The organism is Cylindrospermopsis sp. CR12, assembly GCF_001432185.1.
GTDB lineage: Bacteria > Cyanobacteriota > Cyanobacteriia > Cyanobacteriales > Nostocaceae > Raphidiopsis > Raphidiopsis raciborskii.
Genome location: NZ_LMVE01000126.1, coordinates 31301 through 54448, shown reverse-complemented (window position 1 = coordinate 54448; position 23148 = coordinate 31301). Strand labels below are relative to the sequence as shown.

The window sequence follows — 23148 nt, the reverse complement described above, 5'->3', positions numbered from 1 at the left end:
CAATTATGGCAAATCTAGCAAATAAATTAGTTATTCGACAAAGCTGTTTTAACTGGGGGACAAAAACCTATATAATGGGGATTTTAAATGTCACCCCCGACAGTTTTAGTGATGGTGGCGAATTCAACACAATTGCTAGTGCTGTAGCTCAAGCTCGCGCCATGATAGCTGCTGGGGCTGATATTATTGACATTGGTGGGCAATCAACTAGACCAGGGTCACAACAAATCACCCTCGCGGAAGAAATGGAACGGGTACTGCCAGTAATAAAGGTAATTAGACCAGAAGTGACTATACCCATTTCTATAGACACCACCAGAGCTGCTGTGGCCCAAGCCGCTGTCCAATTGGGTGCTGATATGGTTAATGATATTTCTGGTGGAACCTATGATCCAGAAATGTTGTCAACCGTGGCCAATCTAGATGTGCCCATTGTGCTGATGCACATCCGAGGAACTCCCCAAACTATGCAAGAGTATGCTCAATACCAAGATGTGATAGGTGAGATTTATGATTTTTTGTCCCAGCAAGTAAATAGTGCAATTACCTTGGGGATCAAACGAGAAAAAATAATTATTGATCCCGGTATTGGTTTTGCCAAAAATCATCAACAAAATCTACAAGTTATTCGGGAACTGTCTAGGTTAAAAAGCCTTGAACTCCCCATTTTAGTCGGCCCATCGAGGAAAAGTTTTATCGGTCAAATTTTGAACCAACCCAATGCAAAGGATCGTGTATGGGGAACGGCCGCAGCTTGTTGTGCAGCCATTTTTCATGGTGCTGACATTCTCAGAGTTCATGATGTTAGTGCCATACGAGACGTGTCCCTTGTTGCTGATGCTATTTATAAGTAGGGCTAAGTAGGATTTGTCACTTTTTGCCATTACCGGGTCTCTTACCCTCATCTTCTGTTCCTGGTTGGGAAATTAACTCCTCAAACATCCCCGTGGAATTAGCTGGATCTACAAAGACAATTTTGGCGTTATTGCTTTCTCCCAACTTCTGACTAGCTTGGACATAATCCTGGGCTACAAGATACCGTAAAATATCTTTACTTTCGGGATGGGAACGCAGCGCCTCGGAAATAATTTCCATAGATGTTCTAGTTCCCTCAGCTTTTTTGATTGCTGCTTGTCTTTCTCCCTCTGCTGCAGAAATCACTGCTCGCTTTTTAATTTCTGCTGCACGTTCTTCTTCCATGGATTTTCTTACGCTTTCTGGCGGTGTAATTCTTTGGAAATCTAAGCGCATGATTTCTACCCCCCAGGTCTGGGAGGTCAAGTTTAACTGGTCTAGTAGGGTATTGTCTATGTTTGACCTAGCCATGTTAGTTTCTTCTAGGGTGTTCTGCGCTAGAATTTCTCGCACTGTGGTCACTGCTAAATTGTTAAGTGCATCTTGTAGATCATCAACAGCATAAAAACTTCTTTCTATATCCACAATACGCCAGTAAACTACCGCATCCACTTCTAGATAAATACCATCCTTGCTAATGACATTCTGGGGACTAATATCTAAAATCTGTTCTCTATTGGTGTCTTCCATGACGATTTGATCTAGTAAGGGAACTATAAAGTTAATTCCCGGTTTCAGTTTTCGATGATACCGCCCTAGACGTTCCACTAATGCTTCATTGCCTTGACTAACCAATTTGGTAGATCCAAAGGCATAGCCCATAAGGGCTAAAGCTATAGCAATAATTGGCTCCATATATGCTCCTAAGCTCTTGGAAAATTGAGTATAAAATGGCATCATATCATATAGTTAACAAAAAAGTTAACCCATATTCATTGCCAATAGGCAAGCTTTTTGACTAACATCTCGGTAAATATTTTGTAAGTGTTTCATGGTTGAGTCGCTACTAGAACCCAAGACGTGGACTGTATTCTCTTCATCTTTGGGTAGGGGAATATTTCCTAAAATATCCAATACCGTTTCTCCCATGTTGGGAGAAATTACCACCAGGGATGAGTCTAGTGGGTCATTATATTGCCAAAAATAATTTATTTGATTATCACTTATTTGATTAGGGGTTGGGTTTAGTTGGGGGGAATTTTCTCCTTGGTTATTTTTTCTATGGATAGGTAGGTTAACTAATTTTTTCTGACCCCTTAATTTTCTTAAATCTTGAATTATTCTTTCTCTACTTCTACCCCGTAATTCAAATAGTACAAAAGGATCTTCACTCAGGCGATCGCTCAATTGATAATAAACAGCTCCGATGTGTTTGCAAGGTACTGCTGGATCTGGACAGGAACATTGACTATGGACATCATTCAAGGTAAAGGGAAATAATGAAAGTCCATTACTGGTGAATACATCTTCAATATTTTGAGGCATTTCTCCTGCTAGTAACTTAGCTGCAAACAGGGATTTATGCGACATATTTTCAATCACATAGCTCCATTCCTCATCACTAAATATATCAAGGGACAAGGAAACTTGGTAGGGTTCAACTTCACTACCTTTCACCCGCGCTAGAACCTTGGATTTTTGAAATTCAATACTCAAAACGTTCCCTTGTCGAGAATAGTTTCTAGCTCTTTCTAACCGTTTTTTAAAACGATAGGAGTCCAATAGGTCTAACCATCTTTGGGACCACCATTCTCTGCTGATTTCTAAAGTTCTCTCTATCATACTTCCCTCTTTAAAACCTAAATTAATCTTCTTCGTCATCAACAATAGCGTTTCTATCCAGAAACAACAAATCACGTAATTGATCTGTATCCAGCTGGGTTAACCATTCTTCACCGGAACTAATTACTTGCTGTGCCAATTGTTTTTTGCTTTCAATCATGTCATGGATCTTTTCTTCTAGAGTTCCCCTACAGACAAACTTGTGGACTTGGACATTCTGAGTTTGTCCAATTCTAAAAGCTCGGTCAGTTGCTTGGTTTTCCACTGCAGGATTCCACCATCTATCGAAATGAAAAACATAGTTTGCCCTAGTTAGGTTTAAACCCACACCCCCAGCTTTTAAAGACAAAATCATAATTGGTGGACCTTGTGGATCCTGTTGAAATCTATCTACCATTTCTTCTCTCTGCTTTTTGCCAGTAGTTCCATATAAAAAGAAAATCTCCCTGTCTAGATGCTTTGCTAAATAGGGCTGCAATAATTTTCCCAACTCTGCAAATTGGGTAAATATCAAAGCCCTACTCTTTTCTGCTATGACTTCTTCTAGCATTTCTTGTAAACGCTGCAACTTAGCGGAACTATACTTTTCCAGGCTAGACTCATGGAGGTATTGGGCGGGGTGATTACAAATTTGTTTTAGTTTTACTAACAAAGATAAAATCATGCCGCGACGTTGTAAAACACTAGCTGACTGAATTTCGCTCAAAGATTTATCAACGGCATTCTGATACAATTCTGCTTGCTCCTTAGTTAAACCACAAAATACAGTCATTTCTTGCTTTTGTGGTAAATCTTGAATAATGGATTTATCCGATTTCAATCGTCGCAAAATAAAGGGTTGTACTAAGGAACGCAATTGATTTAAGGATGATACGTCACCATATTTTTCAATGGGTATAGCAAATCGTCTTTGAAAAAATTGTTTATTACCCAAATAACCAGGATTCAGAAAATCCAGAATAGACCATAATTCCTGTAATCGGTTTTCCACGGGTGTTCCAGTTAAAGCAATACGAAATTTGGCTTCTAATTTGCGCACCGACTGAGATTGTTTAGAATCATAATTTTTGATGTTTTGAGCTTCATCTAAAACAATAACTTGCCAATTAACAGTTTGCAATAACTTAAGATCCCGTTGCACCAAAGAATAACTAGTAATTACTAAATCCTGCTTCTTAGCACTCTCAGCAAACTTCTTACCTTTGGGACGTTTTTCACCATGAAATTCCAAAACCTTGAGTTGAGGGGCAAATTTTTTTATTTCCCTAGACCAGTTGCCCAAAACAGAAGTAGGACATAGGAGAAGACCGGGATTTTGTAAGGCATTTTTTTCTTGCAGATGTAGAAAAAAAACCAGAAACTGTACAGATTTTCCCAGTCCCATATCATCAGCTAAACAAGCACCCAAACCCCATCTTTCTAAAAAGGCTAACCAAGCAGCTCCTCTTTGTTGATAAGGTCGAAGCTGACCTTGAAAATTTTTGGGTAGGGGTAAAGGTTGAATATCTTGGTTATCATTTAAGGTGGTAACTAAATCTTGTAATGCACCAGAAGCATCAAAACTAACAACTGGTAATTTTTCAATTACCTGGGTGTCACCTCTACTAATTCTTATGGCTTCTTCTAAGGACAAAGATAAATCCTGTTTACGAGCAGCAAAAAAGTTTTGGGCAGTTTTAATGTCCTGTTCTCGCAGTTCTACCCATTCACCGTTAATTTCTACCAAGGGACTATTTAAAGCCACTAATCGGTCAAATTCATCTGGAGAAATGGTCTGACCACCAATTGCCAATTGCCATTGGAATTTTAATAAACTTTTTAAACCTAAATTCTGTTGTTTATTGTGTGGTGTTTCGGCGATAATTTGCAAACCTAAACGATTTGCCCAACCTTCACGATTAGCTAAGCTGGGAGGCAAAATTACCCCTAACCCATTATCCTCTAATCTCCCACTGACAGATTTAATAAACTGATATGCTTCCATAGGTTGAAGATAACAGCATTCCGGGAATTCTGTCTCTAAACTACTGGTAATCCCAGGATATAATCGGGAGGCTAAACCCAAACCCCGCAATAAAGTCTCTTGGGGTTTACTGACCTGGCGATTTTCATACACCAATGTTTCCACTGGATTCTCCCATATGGTTTTGGCATCAATGAGAAATTGGTCATCATCAGTAGCTTGCAAAAAATAACCTAAACGCCAATCTGTTGTCCCTGTGGGTGGATGCAGTTGTAAACAAGTTCTAAAAGCTACTTTTTCTGTTAATTGGTGTTGTAAGGGCAATTGCCAAGATTTTAGGGTCTCTTTTAATCTCTCTAGGTCTATGGCATCCCCACACATTGGAGATGATCTATTCTTCAAACTGATCAAAGACTGGAACCATGGTTGCACTAATGATGGCAAGGACATGATTGACCGACTATCCAAAATGGATTGCTCATCTAGCATAAGACGAATTTGTACATCTATGATGCTATTGAGAAATCCCAAAATTAACTCCTGCGGTTCCCTAGGTAGATCCGTAAAGAACAAGTGGTCAACATAATTTGCATTATGGGAATCAAGCTGTTGATAATTACAACATGCTGGGGGAATATTAGCAGCAAATTTTTCTAATCTGGTTGTATCTATAGCACTATCTAAGAGTACGTGCCACCGAGCAAATTGAGAACCGTCTTCATTTATTTCTATAGTGGGTAAAAATTTACAGCGAGCTATTAAATCTAAAGACCATCTTGCTATATGGGACCAAAATCTCAGGTCTCCCGCCAAAAAACTATCTGCACTATTAGTGGAATTTAATGGTAAATTACACAGCACTTTAATAGCCACATCAGGTTCTAAGGGAAAACCCTCTATTCGCCAGGGTTGTAAATAGGTTTGGTGATCACTATTTCTATCATTATTCTCTACTAATATACTTGGGGAATATATGGGGCAAATAATTGGGGATCTTCCTATAAAATTAGTCGGTACAGCGAGCACTTGTGAATCAACTTTAGCTTGATTTATTTTATTCCTACTTACTTTAGTTATAGCAGAATTAGAAGTGAAAATACAGTCATAGATTCGCCCATGATAGCTTTTCAGCCACGTACCCAACTCCAGGGATGACATGGCTAAAGGATGGTAAGGTAAGGATGTCAAACTAATAGACTCCATTGGTATTTGAGATTCGCTTCGCCAAGTTTCTGCCCAGAGGAACAATACTGGATCAAAATTACTTTTTGTTTTATTCAACCAAGCACCGTGTAGAATTGACATATTTTTTCACAAATTCCCAAGTACAAACTAAAAAGTCGCCAGATCCCCCCCCTTTACCTTGTCTGAAACTAATATATCCAAAACCAAGTCGTCTACATTATATAAGTGTTAGGATTGCCACAGAGCGAGAATAGAGTGCATAGAAGGAAAAGAAACTGAATGGCAGAAATTGATAAGTCAATATCCTTTGATGGACGGGATATTCGACTGAAGGTCGGATTGTTAGCCCCTCAAGCAGGTGGTTCGGTGTTGATAGAATCGGGAGACACTGCCGTTTTGGTGACGGCCACAAGATCAGAAGCCAGAGAGGGCGTTGATTTTCTTCCCCTAACAGTAGATTATGAAGAAAGACTGTACGCTGCTGGAAGAATACCCGGTGGTATTATGCGCCGCGAGGGTCGGCCACCAGAAAGGGCTATTTTAACTAGTCGTTTGATTGACCGCCCATTGCGTCCCCTGTTCCCCTCCTGGTTAAGAGATGACCTGCAAATTATTGCTTTGACCCTCTCTATGGATGAGCTAGTGCCACCCGATGTGTTGGCTGTAACCGGAGCTTCTATCGCTACTCTGATTGCCCAAATTCCTTTTTATGGACCAATGGCAGCAGTACGTGTGGGTTTAGTTGGGGATGATTTTATTATTAACCCTACCTACGCCGAAATAGAAGCTGGTGATTTGGATTTGGTGGTTGCTGGCTCCCCCGATGGGGTAATTATGGTGGAAGCAGGAGCAAATCAGTTACCTGAACGGGATATTATTGAGGCCATTGACTTTGGTTATGAAGCAGTTAGGGATTTAATTCAAGCACAACGAGATTTAATTGCTGAACTCGGTTTGACTATTGTTCACCAAGAACCCCCAATACCCGATCAAAGTCTGGAAAACTATATCCGCGATCGCGCTAGTGAGGAAATTAAAAAAATACTCGCTCAGTTTGAATTGACTAAAACTGAACGCGATGCTGCTCTGGATGTAGTTAAAAGTGCGATCGCATCTAGTATTGAGTCTCTGGGGGAGGAAGATCCTATTCGCATAGCTGCAACAGCTAATGGTCAAGTACTAGAGAACACTTTTAAAGACATTACTAAGTACTTCATGCGTCGTCAAATTGTTGAAGACAATGTGCGAGTGGACGGTCGTAAGTTAGATGAAGTGCGTCCTGTTTCATCCCAAGTAGGAGTCCTACCTCGTCGTGTTCATGGTAGTGGATTATTTAATCGTGGATTAACTCAAGTATTATCAGCTTGCACCCTTGGCACGCCAGGAGATGCCCAAAGTTTAAGTGATGATTTACAAGTAGATCAGTCCAAACGTTACTTACATCATTACAATTTCCCTCCTTTCTCCGTAGGTGAAACTAAACCCTTGCGGGCCCCTGGAAGACGGGAAATAGGGCATGGAGCTTTAGCAGAAAGGGCAATTTTGCCTGTGCTTCCTACCAAAGAGCAATTCCCCTACGTCATTAGGGTGGTCTCGGAAGTTCTTTCTTCCAATGGCTCTACCTCTATGGGATCAGTTTGTGGATCTACCCTAGCTCTCATGGATGCAGGTGTTCCCATTACCAAACCTGTCAGCGGTGCTGCTATGGGTTTGATTAAGGAAGGATCGGAAGTACGGGTACTCACTGATATTCAAGGTATTGAAGACTTTTTAGGCGATATGGACTTTAAAGTGGCCGGTACTGATACGGGCATCACGGCACTACAAATGGACATGAAAATCTCTGGATTGTCTCTAGATGTAATTAAACAAGCCGTGGAGCAAGCCAGGGATGCTCGGTTGCACATTTTGGAGAAGATGTTGCAAACTATAGACAAACCACGAACTGAAACTTCACCTTTTGCACCACGACTAGTCACAATTAAAATTGATCCTGATATGATTGGTTTAGTCATCGGTCCAGGCGGTAAGACCATCAAGGGTATTACGGAAGAGACGGGTGCTAAAATCGACATTGAAGATAGTGGTATTGTGACCATTTCCGCCATAGATGAAGGTAGAGCCAAACGAGCAAAAAGTATAATTCAGGGCATGACCCGCAAGCTCCACGAGGGAGATGTATATGTGGGTCGTGTGACAAGGATTATACCAATTGGGGCCTTTGTGGAATTTTTACCTGGTAAGGAGGGCATGATCCATATTTCCCAGCTGGCCGATTATCGTGTAGGTAAGGTGGAAGATGAAGTAGCTGTTGGTGAGGAGGTAATTGTCAAGGTTCGTGAAATTGATAGCAAGGGGAGAATTAACCTGACACGATTGGGCATTCATCCAGATCAGGCAGCTGCTGCACGAGAAGCCGCAGCAACAAATCGCTAGTTGTATCTAGCTTTGTCCAGAAGGTTTAGTGAAGAAGCGTTCTGGCTCACCCCCGGTGGCTAGGGCTATAGGATTTTAGATTGTAGATTAAGTATAATAAATCACAAATCTAAAATCCGTGATACCTGGGTAATGGGATATTCTCCAGTGATTGTATAATTTTCTTACTCGAAGGAAAATTTACACTTGTTATTCCATGGTCAGCGCTAAACGTTTACCAGAAACTACTGCCCACGTGAGAATCACCCGTCAATCCTGGCAACATGGCTTTCTGGAAGGTGATGTCAGTGCTGGCAATTTTGAATGGCATTTTGAATGGTATTTTCTCCGGGGAGAACTTTCCATTCAACCCTCTCGGGGAAGGGCCTTGATTAGGGATCCCCTGGGACGCTTTTTAGAAAAACAAGATTATCAATTGGAACCAGGAGGAGATTATACTTTTACTATTCGGGCCGAAATATGAACTATAGCCACTACAAGAGGTTGACAAATACTAAAACACTACTGGTCACAAATGGGATGACTAGTAGAGTTTTTGTGGCAAATCCCCAGTTCTTCAAGATAGCGTTCAATTAGGAGAATTGCTACAATATCATCTATAGCCCGTGGTGGTTGACGTAAACCTTTGGGTACGAGATTTGTTAATCCTCTGGGAGGAAACATCTGCCAATAACGGTCTCTTGCAGCTAAGGTAGTGTAACGTTCATCTACTAAGATAATATCCAAACTGGGGTTTAATTCCTGCTCCAGTTGCTGTTTCCAAGTTTTAGCTGTGGTTTGATTTCCCATCACAATTCTGGAAATGGAAAAAGTTGCCCTGAAATCAGAAATATGGGCGATCACCTGTTTAGCTGGCACAACTTCATGATGGTAAAGTTTACGGTCTATTCCCATCACTGCTACACCACATTTGTCACGTCCAGGGTCAAAGCCTAAAATTGTGCACTGTGTTTTTATACCATTTATATTATTCATTTTTAAGTGCTAAAAACAATTTTTCCATTGGATATTGCCACCAGTTTAACTCTTAAAGGACCTGCAGTATAGATATTTTCTGCAGCAACTGCTTTTACTTCCAAAGCTTGTTGAGACTGCTCCAGTTCAGAAAAAAATCGTAAAAAAGTGCCATCTATCTCTATTCTCTCCACAATGCCAGCATTTCGGGCACGGAACTGGGAAGCAGAAATTACTAGATCTAGCCTTTGACGCAGTTGATATGATGTCATACTTTTCATATCCGCAGAGGTTGTAGCCAATACCTGACCAGCAGAAAATACCAGTTGATTGGGCATAGCATCGGCAAAAAATTCTATTTGTTTTTCCCCTCTTACGTAGTTACCAGCAGAAAAAATTCTCACTACATATTCCCTACCATCCTGAATTTGTTTAGTCAGTTGTTCCACCCTTTCTTCACTTATACGTAGTAAGTCTGTGTTATTTTGGTTGGTTCCTGGTTCATTTAATTGAATGCTGGCGTTATTATTAGCTTCCTGAAATATTTGGGTAATGACCTGATTGGCAACGCTAGGTTTATTCACACTAACTACAGCAGATGCTATGACCTGACCACGAACCAAAGCTAATTTACCCAAACGTAGGTCGCGATAAGACTGATAATATTTTTCCAATCTTGCTACCTCTTGTTCTAAATACTGCTGCTGTTTTTCTAGCTCCCCTAGTTGCACTTCTCTACTAGCAATAATTTGTTCTCGTTTCCTAATTTCTAAATTGCGATTTTGAATTAGCCTATCCAAACCAGCAATTTTTCGATCTCGCTGTGCAATAATTGCTTTGCGGTTGAACAATTCTCGATCTCGTTTGGTAACTGCATTTTTAGCCTCATCAATAGCTTGTTGAGCTTGAGCATATAACTGCTGACGTTCACTTCTTAATTCTCCCACTGCCAATCGTAAGGCTTGGCGTTGTTGGTATAAATTTTCCAGTTCACCCAGGGCCTGTCTATACTGAACCACAACCTTACCTAGTTTGCTCTGGGTTCCCCGGAGTTGAGTTTGAGTTTTAATCTGTTTTGTAGTAGTAATGTCAAGTTTAGCTTGTGTAGCTTTTTGTTTACTATTTGCTTCTTGTAAAGAATTATTTGTTTCTATAAGCTGGTTTTTAGCTTCTTCTTGAGCTTTTCTAGCTGCAATTAGTCTATTCTCTATATTAATCTTCTGAGCTTCAGCAGTTTTTAATTGTTCCCGTTTATTTCTGAGATCTTTTTGAATATCTTCTAACTCAAATACACCCTTTCTCAAACCCTCGTCGGCGGCAAATAAAATGGCCAAGGTGGTGGCGGAAATCACACTACCCGTAAAGATAGTGACAATAACCGCCGTTTTCTTGGGACGTAAATTAAACAGAGATAAACGTGCTTTACCTACTTTGGTACCAATGCGATCGCCGAGGGTGGCAATCACACCGCCCAAAATTAAAATTGCTGCTATGAGGATGTACCCAGTGGCCATCTTAATCCTACCGCCAAAAAAGCTTCCATATACACTTTACTACTTTTAACCATGGTCTGTGGAGAAAAAGAATTGGATAGAATAGTAAAGTTTAAATATTGTTTGACAGCCATAGGTATCCATGTCTTGGAGTCATAGAATTGCACCTTATTAAAATTGTTGCACGGTGGACACAGGGGGATATTGGTCCGTAAGAGTAAACACAACTTGCCTGGTGAATTAGACCCCCCAGATTTTTCCGTGAGCTAACTCAAATTATAGCTTATAAGCAAACTTGGTAAACATTAAGTAAACTGCTTGCTTAGTGCGACTGGCTTATGCACAGTGATTTTTTTCTTGTGGATAGAAATCATTTTTTTCTCCCGCAAGTCTCCTAGTAACCTGGTTACAGTCACTCGGGTGGAACCTATTGCTTCTGCGATCGCCTGATGGGATAACTTGAGGTCAACAGTAACCCCGTCAGCACAGGGAACACCAAAGTCGCGACAGAGAATTAGCAGAAAACTGACTAACCGAGAACCCATATCTCGGTGAGCAAGAGTTTCAATCATCATTTCTGTTTGCAGAATCCGCGAGGAGAGGCCTCGCAGCATAAGCATTGACAGTTCTGGATTTTCCTTGAGGGCCTGCTCTACCTGCTCAATTGGCGAAGAGAGCAATTCCACCGCAGTAAAAGCAACTGCATGGTAAAACCTATCTGATTTATTACCTGTTAGTAATGACAAAACACCGAAAACGCTATTTTCCCGTAGCAGGGCCACTGTTATTTCTTCTCCTGCTTCATACACCCTGGAAAGTTTCACAGCACCTCTGAGAAGAAAATAAACTCGTTCGGCCGGATCCCCGGGAAAAAAGATGGTTTTGTTACGTTCAAACGTCTCCACAACAGGGGGAAAAGCCCCCGTTGCCATTTGACGAAAAACATTTGCCAGGGCTTTATCTTGCATTACGATCATCTCCCTTCCCTTACCCAACACCGGAAAAACAAAAACTTAATACCTAAGAATACAACTGAAGAATCAAGAACGCACCGTCAATCTTTCTGTCTTTTACTATACTCAAATTTGCTAGTCTATCTTATTTTGTCGATCATGATACCCAATTTTGGTGATTTTTAACCTAAAATGGTGGATTACCCCTCCCCTGGAGGACAATTTTGGGGTTTTTTCGGTTCAAAATTTGCCAGATCTTTAATAAGTTCTTAAACAATCACCATAAAAAGGTTTATGGGGACAGAGAATTATCAAGATCACATTTAGGATAACATTTAATTTAACAATATTCTCAATAAGATCAATCGCGTTAACAATTTTTATGCTAAACCTGTCCGGTAAGAATGCCCTGGTTACGGGGATTGCCAATAGTCGGTCTATTGCTTGGGGTATTACCCAACAACTACATGCAGCTGGAGCTAATCTGGGAGTTACCTATTTGCCCGATGATAAGGGTAAGTTCGAAAAGAAGGTCTTGGAGTTAGTTGAACCCCTTGAACCTAGTTTATTTCTGCCCTGTAATGTAGAGAATGAGGAACAAATCCAAGCTACTTTTGACGCTATTCAACAAAAATGGGGTAAGCTAGATATTCTCATTCACTGTCTAGCTTTTGCTAACAAAGAGGATTTAAGTGGAGATTTTAGTCAAACTTCTCGCTTAGGATTTAATAAGGCATTAGAAGTTAGCACTTATTCTCTTATTCAGTTAAGTGGAGCAGCTAAACCTTTGATGACAGAAGGTGGTAGTATTCTGACTCTTTCCTATTTGGGCGCAGTGCGCGCTATTCCTAATTATAATGTAATGGGAGTAGCCAAAGCTGGACTAGAAGCTAGTGTGCGTTACTTGGCAGCAGAACTGGGACCCCAAAATATTCGTGTCAATGGTATCTCCGCAGGTCCCATCCGCACTCTGGCTTCCTCTGCTGTAGGTGGTATTTTGGATATGATTCATCACGTTGAGCAAGTGGCTCCCCTGAAACGTACTGTTACTCAATTGGAGGTAGGTAGTGCAGCTGCTTTTTTGTGTAGTGATTTATCTAGTGGAATTACTGGACAAATCCTATATGTAGATGCGGGATATGAAATTATGGGCATGTAACTAGGTTTAATATTAAGCATCACCGACGTTCTACGTCGGTTAGTGTTTGAACTACTTGCTAATGAACTAACAAAAAAATATAAAAATATAAGTTGACAATGAGCAAAGAAAGACTCGCTACGGTTAAACGTGTTACAGGAGAAACAGATGTAACCGTATCCATTAATCTTGATGGTACGGGAATTTGTAAGTCTAATACGGGTATTTATTTTTTGGATCACATGATCCAGCAGATTGCCTCCCATGGTTTATTTGATTTGGATATTCAAGCTACAGGTGACTGGCAAATTGATGACCACCACACCAATGAGGATGTGGGTATTACTTTAGGTCAGGCTCTCCATCAGGCACTTGGTAATAAAAAGGGTATTGCCCGCTTCGGTCATTTCATCGCTCCTTTGGATGAAGCACTGATCCAGGTAGCTTTGGATTTCTCTGGTCGCCCCCATCTCAGTTATGGATTACATATTAGTACGGAAAGGGTAGGAACCTATGATACTCAACTCGTGAGAGAGTTTTTTGTGGCTTTAGTAAATCATAGTCAAATGACTCTACATATTCAGCAACTAGATGGTATTAATTCTCATCATATTATTGAGGCTACCTTTAAGGCTTTTGCTAGAGCAATGCGCATGGCCGTGGAGATCGATCCTCGTCGCGCTCAAACTATTCCTAGTTCTAAGGGCGTGTTATAGTTGATAATAAAATACATTCATGTTTAACAATTCTCCAGCAATCCTTACCTCTCAGGTGAGCAAGGTTTACCGCACAGGATTTTGGTCGCACCACAAGATTATATCTCTCCACAACTGCTCCCTAGAAGTCTATCCAGGAGAAACTTTTGGCCTTTTGGGACCTAATGGTGCAGGAAAAACTACTTTGTTAAAAATTTTACTGGGAATAAGTCGTCCTTCTAGTGGTAAAGGATTTTTGTTGGGGAAACCACTAGGCGATCGCTCGGTCAAACAGTTTATTGGTTATTTACCAGAAAACCCCTATTTTTACGATTATCTGACTGGATACGAGTTGTTAGAGTTGACTGGGGAGATCTTCCGAATTTCCTCCCGTGTGCAACGACAACGGATAGTTCATCTGTTAGAATTAGTCGGGTTATCCCAAAATCAAGCTCGCAAACAAAGGATTGGTTCCTATTCTAAGGGAATGGTTCAGCGAATTGGTTTAGCCCAGGCGTTAATCAATGATCCAAAAGTGCTGTTTTTGGATGAGCCTATGTCTGGACTTGATCCCTTAGCACAAAATCAAATGCGAGAAATTATCCTTTCGCTTAAATCTGCAGGCAAAACCATCTTTTTTAACAGTCATATGTTAGGGTATGTAGAACAGATTTGCGATCGCATTGGCATATTAAATCAAGGGGAAATAATTTGTAGTGGATCCCTGAGTGAATTATTAGGGGAAGAGAAAGGCTACTATATCAGGGGTAAAGGAGGGGATAAAGAGATATTACAAAAAAGATTGGGAGAGATACAATTTGAACGGGAAGCTATATGGCATGGCATCTTAAAAGAAGATTTATATGATTTTCTTGCCAGTTTGCGGTTAATGGGTGGGAAAGTGATTAAAATAAGCTTATGTCGTCAGTCCTTGGAGGATTTTTTTATTCAACAGTTATCCCCGTTACCAACCCAATCAAAACTTTAACCTAACCTTACCCAAAACTAATAGTTTGGACAAGTTACTCCCGGATAATGAAGCTTGTGGATGAAAATAAATGAAAACAATGCTATTGGGAACTTACACAGCTAACTATAGTCAGGACTTAGGTATAGAGCCAGAATGCTTACCCGACTCTCATTTTTAGCCATCAAACTTGTCTATAGCGTTCTTTCCAAGCTATATTTCCAAATTTTTTCAGCTGTTATAATTTCTAAACCTTACTATTACAAATGCCAAGCACAAACTCTCAGGTAAAAATGGTTAGCAAAAACTTCTGGAAACCTATTATCCATTCAAGCACAGCCCTAATCTTACTGACCACCCTTAATACAGCCTGGCCATTGGTCAGTTTAGCTCAATCAAAACCCCAGCCAAAAGTAAATTCTGCCACTTCTAGTCTATTCACCGATTACCTATTAGGTGGTGGAGATCGGATTCGTGTGAACGTTTTTGAGGCGCCAGAATACACCGGGGAATATCAAATCCCACCTGGGGGAGAAATCAACATGCCATTAATTGGCAGCATTCCCGTTTCTGGACTAACAACCCAACAAGCAGCAGACGAAATAGCCAGAAGATATGCTCGGTTTCTTAAACGCCCTTTAATTTCAGTAAACTTGTTAGCTCCCCGTCCCATCAACGTTTTTGTTGCTGGAGAAGTGACACGACCTGGATCTTATAGCTTGAGTTTACAAGGAACAGGAGGTAACAATCCTGGTGTACAATATCCCACAGTATTAGCCGCCCTAACCACAGCAGAGGGAGTAACACTAGCAGCGGATGTGACCAAGGTACAACTACGACGTCAGGTGGGACGTTCGGGAGAACAGGTGATAAGTCTCGACCTGAAACAAATTACCCAAACAGGAAGAATACCCATAGACATAACTCTCAGAGATGGAGACACCATATTTGTCCCCACTGCAACAGATTTTAATGTAGCTGAGGCCCGCAACTTATTTGCAGCCAGCTACGCTGCTAGTAGAACAGCACCGCGCAGGGTAGCCATTACTGGTCAAGTTTACCGTCCTGGTTCCTACTTGGTTGCTGCAGGGGGTGGAAACGACAGTGGTGGTTTACCCACAGTAATGCGAGCCATTCAGTTATCGGGAGGAATCACATCCCAAGCTGACGTGCGCAACATTAAGGTTCGTCGTCCTACCAGAACTGACAAGGAACAAACCCTAAACATCAATTTGTGGGAACTGTTGCAAAGCGGAGACTTAAATCAGGATGTGGTGGTACAAGACGGTGACACTATTATTGTTCCCACAGCAACACAAGTAAACACAGCAGAGGTAACCCAGTTGGCCACTACCACCCTATCGCCCGCAACAATCAAGGTGGGGGTAGTTGGGGAGGTAAAAAGACCAGGGGTTACTGAGCTTCAGCCTAACAGTTCTTTAAACCAAGCTTTGTTAGCAGCTGGTGGATTCAATGATGCTAGGGCAAGTAGTAGTTCAGTGGACTTGGTTCGTCTTAATCCCAACGGTACAGTTACTAAACGAGCAGTAAAGGTTGACTTTTCTAAAGGGATAAATGAGGAGACCAACCCTATTCTGCGCAATAATGACGTTATAGTGGTGAATCGTTCAGTTTTGGCTAGGACGGGAGATACTTTAGGTGCAGTTACTGCTCCCCTAGCTCCCGTATTTAGCATCATTAGTCTATTCCGACTACTGGGATTTTAGCAGTGGGGGGGGGAGATCCATAATCCCTCCCACCATCTGTAAACATCATTAAAACTGGTAGGAGAGTCCTAGAGATAGTACGGGATAAATATTTAACCATTTCAGGTCATTTTCTAGTTGTTGTCTTTCTTTCTCAACATCAGCTTGAATTTGGTTCCGGATCTCAGGGGTTGCAGCACCTCCAAATTGAGGTGCTAAATTAACTTTAGGGGATCCCGTAAACATGACACCTAAGTTGGCGGAAAAACTCCAACGGTTACCAGGTTTAACTGCATTTCCCCAACCAATTCCCAGATATGGGGCCACACTATTAGGAAAGGAAACTTTAGCTTTAACTGATCCTAACTGGTCTGAGGTGTATTCTTGGTCGCCTATTTGTATTTTTTGATTACTGTTGGATTTGCCAGTTCCTTCTATATTGTTGTCTTGGAATACTAGACCTCCCGTTAAACGAAAACCTGAGTTTTTCCAAGGGTGGTAGTCTACCAAAGTGGAGACACTGAACAAATTGAGTTTAGCATCATAATCAATCCCGGACTCGCTGATGTTAGCATTAGTACCAAACCCCCTAACTCCCAATTTGGCATTGAGATTGGGTGTGATTGATTTGGTTACCGTTGCACCAATACCAAGAGTGCTAATTTCAGGAGTAACTCCCCAACCACTGGTTGTTGGGCCAGTTTGGGTTGTTTCTTGGGTGGGTTGAGGAGGTTGTGGTGTTACCGGTTGTGTGGGAACACAACGGGAATTCAAAGGGTAGACTTTACAAAATTCTTCCAAATTAATTGGTGTTTCCGCTAACAAATCGGCAGCTTGGTAAGAAAAAGTACCTGGTTGTAGGGTCACCACCTGTGCCAATACTGTCTGACTGGTGGAGGTTACAATAGCCAACCCGCTGGTTAATGTCAATACTGATGTAGCTAGACCTGTTAATTTATCTATCTTAATATTCATGTTAATCCCCCACACCATGTTTTTAATTTAATGCAATAACCTAACTCATTTTTAGTTCCCTGTCAATCTAAAAGTTACTGAAAATTATTATCGGTATCCTGATTCAGACCTGCCTAAGTATAAGTGGGTGGGTGGAATTAAATATAATATGAACGTAGGATGGGTTGAGGAACGAAAGCCATCCTACAAATAATTGTGCCTCCCTACTTAGTGGAGATAGTGAACATACATTAAACATTAAAATATATAATCGAAATTCGCCATATCAGTCTTCCCACTGTAACAATCAGCTAAGTTAGAAGAGAACTAACCTGAAGAGTTCTCCATGGCTAAAGCTATAAATATCTACAAACAGGAGGTTAAATCTTGCCTAAGTTAAAGATTGCCATTAATGGTTTCGGACGTATTGGCCGTCTGGTACTCCGTGCTGGTATTAATAATCCTAATATTGAGTTTGTGGGAATTAATGATTTGGTTCCCCCAGACAATCTGGCCTATCTTTTAAAGTACGACTCTACCCATGGTAAATTAAAAAACCAAATAGAAGCCAGGGAAGATGGCATGGTCATTGATGGTCATTTCATCCCTTGCGTTTCCGTGAGGAATCCCGCTGAACTACCTTGGGGTAAATTGGACGTGGATTATGTTGTAGAATCTACAGGACTGTTTACGGATTTTACTGGAGCCGAAAGTCACTTACAAGCGGGTGCTAAACGAGTGGTGATTTCCGCTCCGACAAAAGATCCTCAAAGGGTGAAAACAATCGTGGTTGGTGTTAACCATGAATCCTACAACCCCAATGAGGATTTCATCGTCTCTAATGCTAGTTGTACTACAAATTGTTTGGCCCCAATTGCTAAAGTAATTAATGACAACTTTGGGTTAGCAGAGGGACTGATGACCACAGTTCATGCTATGACTGCTACCCAACCTACAGTAGACGGACCCAGTAAAAAAGACTGGCGCGGTGGTAGGGGAGCTGCTCAAAATATTATTCCCTCTTCTACCGGTGCTGCTAAAGCAGTGGCCCTGGTCTTACCAGAATTGAAGGGTAAGTTAACGGGAATGGCTTTTAGAGTGCCTACACCAGATGTGTCCGTAGTTGATTTAACCTTCAAAACTGTGCAGGCTACTTCTTACAAAGATATTTGTGCAGCGATGAAACAAGCTGCTACAGGTTCCCTGGCGGGCATTTTGGGTTATACCGATGAAGAGGTGGTTTCTACGGACTTTCAAGGTGATGCCCACTCTAGTATTTTTGATGCTGGTGCGGGTATAGAGTTAAATTCTCATTTCTTTAAGGTTGTTTCCTGGTATGACAATGAGTGGGGTTACTCTAACAGGGTTGTGGATCTAATTGTGTACATGGCACAAAAAAGTAGATAACTGCTACTGTTTGTATTTCTCATCATTCCTCTAGGCTTAATTGGGTTGTGCTACCCCCACCCTACTCTTAATTTATATGATGCGTCGCACCAAAATTATCTGCACTATTGGTCCTGCTACAGCTGCACCGGAAAAGTTACAAGCTTTAGTAGAAGCGGGAATGAATGTGGCAAGACTAAATTTTTCCCATGGAGCTTATGAGACACATGCCCAAACGTTCCACAATTTAAGACGCATTAGTAATGAAGCTGGTAGACCTGTGGCAATCTTACAGGATTTATGTGGTCCCAAAATCCGTTTGGGAAAACTCCCACCAGAAGGGATCATGTTGGCAGCTGGTACTGAGGTAACTTTTCTTTTACAGGAAAAGGGGGAAACTACTCAAGAATTACCCTTGCCTCTACCCACTTTATTTGCCATGATTCGACCTGGTGAGCCAATTCTGATTAATGATGGTCGGGTAAAGTTAACTGTGGTTAGTCGCAATGCTGACCAAATTCGTGCACGGGTAGATACTGGTGGATTAGTTTCCTCCCATAAGGGTGTGAATTTACCTGGTACTCCTTTACCTGTAAGTTCAATTACAGAAAAGGACCTGCAAGACCTACGGTTTGGAATGGAGTTAGGTGTGGACTGGGTAGCAGTGTCTTTTGTGCGCTCTACCCAGGATTTGGAACCCGCTAGACGAATGATTGAGGGTGCTGGTTCTAAAATTCGTCTGATTGCTAAAATCGAACGTCCTGAGGCGGTTGAACACTTGGATGATATTCTCAAGGTGGCTGATGCAATTATGATTGCTCGTGGTGATTTGGGTGTGGAAATGCCTATTCACCAAGTGCCATTAATTCAAAAGGATATTACTCATCGCTGTAATCTCATTGGTAAGCCGGTAATTACGGCTACTCAAATGTTAGAGTCTATGATTAGTTCCCCTGATCCAACTCGAGCTGAGGCAACAGATGTGGCTAATTCCATTTTAGATGGTACGGATGCGGTGATGTTATCTGGGGAGACAGCTGTGGGTGATTATCCTATGGCAGCAGTACAAATAATGCACAACATCGCTTTACAAACAGAGCAGGCAATTAAAGAAGGAAGTAAACATACTTGGAACCGTGAATCTGGTCTTCTGAGTGTCACTGAATCAGTTGCACAGGCAGTTTGTCGAATTGCTTACGAGACAGGTGCTAAGGCGATTCTTTGTAATACTACTTCTGGCAGCACGGCAAGATTGATTTCTAAATATCGTCCTTTGACCCCGATTATTACTCTGACCTCTGAACCTATTGCTTATCATCAGTTAGCATTGTCTTGGGGTGTTCAACCTTTGTTAATTCCCCCAGTTCATCATGCTGAGGAGATGTTTACTAATGTGGTGAGTACGGTAGTTAATCAAGGTTTGGTGGAAATGGGTGATAAGGTGGTTATTACCTCAGGAGTTCCAATTGGTATGTCAGGCACAACAAGTTTAATCAAAGTGCATTCTATTGGACAACCAATTACAGCTTAGTAGATCTAAAATGGCTATGAGATCCCGGTGATAAAGGGCAATTCTGGGAGAAGGTTGCCATAATGGTAATCGTTTGGAATATCAAAGAGTTTAAATATTTGCGAATTGGTAAATCCTGAACCCAAGAAAATCATGGAGTATACTATGTCTAAAAACTTACTAGAACAGTTGCGTGAAGTAACGGTGGTTGTAGCAGATACTGGTGATATTCAAGCTATTGAAAAATTTAAACCCCAGGATGCAACAACAAATCCCTCTTTGATTACTGCAGCAGCTCAAATGCCCGAATATCAACATATTGTTGACCAAACTCTCATTAAGGCTAAGAAAGATGCTGGAAATAAGGCTAGTCACCAAGAGGTGGTTTCTCTGGCTTTTGACCGCTTGGCAGTTTCCTTTGGTTTAAAGATTCTGCAAATTATTCCTGGTCGGGTTTCTACAGAAGTGGACGCCCGTTTGTCATACGATACTGATGGAACTGTGGCTAAGGCTAGATATTTGATTTCTGAGTATCAAGCAGCAGGAATTTCTCGAGACCGGGTTTTGATTAAGATTGCTGCTACTTGGGAAGGCATTAAAGCGGCGGAGATTTTAGAAAAAGAGGGTATTCACTGCAATTTAACTCTATTGTTTGGAATTCATCAAGCTATAGCTTGTGCTGAAGCTGGAATTACCCTGATTTCTCCTTTTGTGGGACGGATTCTAGATTGGTATAAAAAAGATACAGGCAGATCTAGCTATCCTCCTGCAGAAGACCCTGGTGTGTTATCCGTAACTAAAATCTATAATTATTATAAGAAGTTCGGTTATCAGACTGAGGTTATGGGGGCTAGTTTCCGCAATATGGGGGAAATTACTGAATTAGCTGGTTGTGATTTGTTGACTATTTCCCCCGCTTTATTATCGGAATTGCAAAATACTGTGGCTGAGTTACCTCGGAAACTGGATCCGGTAACTACTTCTGGTTTGTCTATTGACAAAATATCGGTTGATCAGGCTACTTTTGAGCGCATGCATGCTGCAGATCGCATGGCTTCGGATAAATTGAGGGAGGGAATTGATGGTTTTACTAAGGCTTTAATCAGTTTGGAGGAATTACTAACAGCTAGATTAAGTCGTTTAGAAACGGAAATGGTAGGTGTTGGTTAAACAACTGAGATTTTGAATTTTAGACTGGATAGAGAAATTGCCTAGATCCTTCACGGATATGGGCAATTTTTGATTATGGCTTTACCAAAATTTCATGCTATTTTAGAATGTGAAAAATAAAAATCAACAAAATCTTTATACTAACCAAAAGCAAGTTAATTAAGGATTAGAGAGGGATATCCAAGGTAATGGCGCTCATAGTTCAAAAATACGGTGGTACTTCCGTTGGTTCTGTGGAACGTATTCAAGCGGTAGCCAGGCGCATCCATGGCACTGCACAGGTGGGAAATTCTGTTGTGGTTGTGGTTTCTGCTATGGGAAAAACCACTGATGGCTTAGTGAAGCTGGCCCATGAAATTTCCCCTAGTCCTACTCGTCGGGAAATGGATATGTTGCTTTCCACGGGAGAGCAGGTAACTATTGCTCTCCTGAGTATGGCTCTACAAGAAATTGGCCAGCCAGCTATTTCTCTAACTGGGGCACAAGTAGGTATTGTTACTGAAGCAGAGCATACTCGCGCTCGAATTTTACATATTGAAACTGAACGGTTAATTAGCCATTTAAATGCTGGTCAGGTGGTAGTGGTTGCAGGTTTTCAAGGAATTTCTAACACTTCAGCCATGGAAATTACTACCCTGGGACGTGGAGGTTCTGATACTTCAGCAGTGGCTTTGGCTGCGGCTTTAAAGGCTGATTTCTGTGAGATTTACACGGATGTACCCGGTATTTTAACTACTGATCCCCGGTTAGTACCGGAGGCTCAGTTAATGAAGGAAATTACCTGTGATGAAATGCTGGAATTGGCTAGTTTGGGTGCTAAGGTGTTACATCCTAGGGCGGTGGAAATTGCCAAGAATTATGGTGTACCTTTGGTGGTGAGATCCAGTTGGACTGACCAACCGGGAACTTGGGTAACATCTAATAAGGTTCAAGAACGGGCCATGGTCAATTTGGAGCTGGCCCGTCCTGTGGATGCGGTAGAGTTTGATATTGATCAGGCTAAAGTCTCTTTATTACGCGTCCCTGATCGACCAGGGGTGGCGGCTCGATTGTTTAATGAGATTGCCGATCAGCAGGTAGATGTGGATTTGATTATTCAATCAATTCATGAGGGTAATTCTAATGATATTGCTTTTACTGTAAATACACCTATTTTGAACCGAGCGGAAGCTGTGGCTTCAGCTATTGCTCCAGCTTTGAGAAATAACGACGGCTCTAATGAAGCAGAGGTGCTTGTAGAAAGGAATACGGCAAAGGTCAGTATTTCTGGAGCGGGGATGATTGGCCGCCCCGGAGTAGCTGCTAAAATGTTTGCTACTTTGGCTAAAGCTGGTGTGAATATTCAAATGATTTCTACTAGTGAAGTTAAAGTTAGTTGTTTAGTTGCTGCAGTAGATTGCGATCGCGCTATTTTATCTCTCTGTCAGGAGTTTGAAGTTAATGCGTCTACACGTAATGTTTCTTCTTCAAACTCTATATATTCCACTGTGTGTGGTGTTGCATTAGATATGAATCAGTCCCGACTGGCAATTCGTCATGTGCCAGATCAACCGGGGATAGCTGGGAAGTTGTTCGGTTTACTGGCTGAATCTAACATCAGTGTGGATATGATTATTCAGTCTGAACGCTGTCGGGTAATTGATGGCGTAGCTTGTCGGGATATAGCTTTTACCACAAACCGCACGGATGGAGAAAATGCTCAAGCTAAAATCAATCAAGTTGCTGCACAGTTGGGATGGGGAGAAGTCATCCTAGATGACGCCATTGCCAAGGTTAGTGTTGTAGGTTCGGGAATGGTTGGTCAACCAGGGGTAGCAGCTAAAATGTTCACAGCTTTGGCGCAGAATCAAATTAATATTCAAATGATTACTACTTCAGAAATCAAAATTAGCTGTGTTGTATCAGAAAAAGAAGGGGTTAAAGCATTACAGATAATTCACACTGCTTTTGGACTAGCTGGAACCCATAAGTTTGTGGTTCCAGCATAATTTGCCAACTACC

At 41.4% G+C, this 23148-nt stretch carries 18 protein-coding genes; 11 read left to right on the top strand and 7 right to left on the bottom strand.

Annotation, left to right across the window (positions count from 1 at the left end; genetic code table 11):
- Positions 1 to 5 precede the first annotated feature (5 nt).
- Positions 6 to 854, top strand: a complete 849-nt coding sequence (folP, locus tag ASL19_RS14385) for a dihydropteroate synthase (RefSeq protein WP_006276422.1) — start codon at positions 6 to 8, stop codon at positions 852 to 854.
- A 16-nt stretch (positions 855 to 870) separates the two neighbouring features.
- Here folP and ASL19_RS14380 read toward each other — a convergent pair whose 3' ends face one another.
- The 3 genes from ASL19_RS14380 to ASL19_RS14370 form a co-directional block, all read right to left on the bottom strand.
- The gene (locus ASL19_RS14380; RefSeq protein WP_057178916.1) at positions 871 to 1710 is read right to left on the bottom strand and encodes an SPFH domain-containing protein; all 840 of its coding nucleotides are present in this window, start codon (positions 1708 to 1710) and stop codon (positions 871 to 873) included.
- Between the two features lie 66 nt (positions 1711 to 1776).
- Positions 1777 to 2637, bottom strand: coding sequence for an SWIM zinc finger family protein (locus tag ASL19_RS14375; RefSeq protein WP_057178915.1), 861 nt, complete (start codon positions 2635 to 2637; stop codon positions 1777 to 1779).
- 22 nt (positions 2638 to 2659) lie between these two features.
- Positions 2660 to 5905, bottom strand: coding sequence for a DEAD/DEAH box helicase (locus tag ASL19_RS14370; RefSeq protein ID WP_057178856.1), 3246 nt, complete (start codon positions 5903 to 5905; stop codon positions 2660 to 2662).
- Between the two features lie 159 nt (positions 5906 to 6064).
- Here ASL19_RS14370 and ASL19_RS14365 point away from each other — a divergent pair, with 159 nt between their 5' ends.
- Complete coding sequence (locus ASL19_RS14365; RefSeq protein WP_006276418.1) at positions 6065 to 8221, top strand: polyribonucleotide nucleotidyltransferase; 2157 nt, start codon at positions 6065 to 6067, stop codon at positions 8219 to 8221.
- Between the two features lie 196 nt (positions 8222 to 8417).
- Positions 8418 to 8684: a DUF3146 family protein gene (locus tag ASL19_RS14360; RefSeq protein ID WP_006276417.1), complete on the top strand. Its 267-nt coding sequence runs from the start codon at positions 8418 to 8420 to the stop codon at positions 8682 to 8684.
- A gap of 38 nt (positions 8685 to 8722) precedes the next feature.
- On the opposite strand, the gene ASL19_RS14355 is transcribed toward ASL19_RS14360, so the two are convergent.
- From ASL19_RS14355 to ntcA, 3 genes are all read right to left on the bottom strand, one after another.
- Positions 8723 to 9196 carry a pre-16S rRNA-processing nuclease YqgF gene (locus tag ASL19_RS14355; RefSeq protein WP_057178855.1) on the bottom strand — a complete coding sequence of 158 codons (474 nt, stop codon included), beginning with the start codon at positions 9194 to 9196 and terminating at the stop codon, positions 8723 to 8725.
- 2 nt (positions 9197 to 9198) lie between these two features.
- Complete coding sequence (locus ASL19_RS14350) at positions 9199 to 10689, bottom strand: DUF3084 domain-containing protein (RefSeq protein WP_057178854.1); 1491 nt, start codon at positions 10687 to 10689, stop codon at positions 9199 to 9201.
- 284 nt (positions 10690 to 10973) lie between these two features.
- Positions 10974 to 11645: a global nitrogen regulator NtcA gene (ntcA, locus tag ASL19_RS14345; protein ID WP_040008442.1), complete on the bottom strand. Its 672-nt coding sequence runs from the start codon at positions 11643 to 11645 to the stop codon at positions 10974 to 10976.
- Positions 11646 to 12003: 358 nt separating this feature from the next.
- Between ntcA and fabI the strand changes: the two genes are divergently transcribed.
- The 4 genes from fabI (at position 12004) to ASL19_RS14325 (ending at position 16148) form a co-directional block, all read left to right on the top strand.
- A complete protein-coding gene (gene fabI / locus ASL19_RS14340; protein ID WP_057178853.1) occupies positions 12004 to 12780 on the top strand; it encodes an enoyl-ACP reductase FabI in 777 nt (258 codons plus the stop codon).
- 98 nt (positions 12781 to 12878) lie between these two features.
- Positions 12879 to 13475: an imidazoleglycerol-phosphate dehydratase HisB gene (gene hisB / locus ASL19_RS14335; RefSeq protein WP_057178852.1), complete on the top strand. Its 597-nt coding sequence runs from the start codon at positions 12879 to 12881 to the stop codon at positions 13473 to 13475.
- A gap of 19 nt (positions 13476 to 13494) precedes the next feature.
- The gene (locus tag ASL19_RS14330; RefSeq protein WP_057178851.1) at positions 13495 to 14442 is read left to right on the top strand and encodes an ABC transporter ATP-binding protein; all 948 of its coding nucleotides are present in this window, start codon (positions 13495 to 13497) and stop codon (positions 14440 to 14442) included.
- Between the two features lie 272 nt (positions 14443 to 14714).
- Complete coding sequence (locus tag ASL19_RS14325; RefSeq protein ID WP_057178850.1) at positions 14715 to 16148, top strand: polysaccharide biosynthesis/export family protein; 1434 nt, start codon at positions 14715 to 14717, stop codon at positions 16146 to 16148.
- 48 nt (positions 16149 to 16196) lie between these two features.
- Here ASL19_RS14325 and ASL19_RS14320 read toward each other — a convergent pair whose 3' ends face one another.
- The gene (locus ASL19_RS14320; protein WP_235529013.1) at positions 16197 to 17102 is read right to left on the bottom strand and encodes a hypothetical protein; all 906 of its coding nucleotides are present in this window, start codon (positions 17100 to 17102) and stop codon (positions 16197 to 16199) included.
- A 366-nt stretch (positions 17103 to 17468) separates the two neighbouring features.
- Here ASL19_RS14320 and gap point away from each other — a divergent pair, with 366 nt between their 5' ends.
- The 4 genes from gap to ASL19_RS14300 all read left to right on the top strand — a co-directional run bounded on the left by gap (position 17469) and on the right by ASL19_RS14300 (position 23135).
- Complete coding sequence (gene gap / locus ASL19_RS14315) at positions 17469 to 18488, top strand: type I glyceraldehyde-3-phosphate dehydrogenase (RefSeq protein ID WP_057178849.1); 1020 nt, start codon at positions 17469 to 17471, stop codon at positions 18486 to 18488.
- Between the two features lie 79 nt (positions 18489 to 18567).
- A complete protein-coding gene (gene pyk / locus ASL19_RS14310) occupies positions 18568 to 19998 on the top strand; it encodes a pyruvate kinase (protein WP_057178848.1) in 1431 nt (476 codons plus the stop codon).
- A 144-nt stretch (positions 19999 to 20142) separates the two neighbouring features.
- Positions 20143 to 21147 carry a transaldolase gene (locus ASL19_RS14305; RefSeq protein WP_057178847.1) on the top strand — a complete coding sequence of 335 codons (1005 nt, stop codon included), beginning with the start codon at positions 20143 to 20145 and terminating at the stop codon, positions 21145 to 21147.
- 188 nt (positions 21148 to 21335) lie between these two features.
- A complete protein-coding gene (locus ASL19_RS14300) occupies positions 21336 to 23135 on the top strand; it encodes an aspartate kinase (protein WP_057178846.1) in 1800 nt (599 codons plus the stop codon).
- Positions 23136 to 23148: the final 13 nt, after the last annotated feature.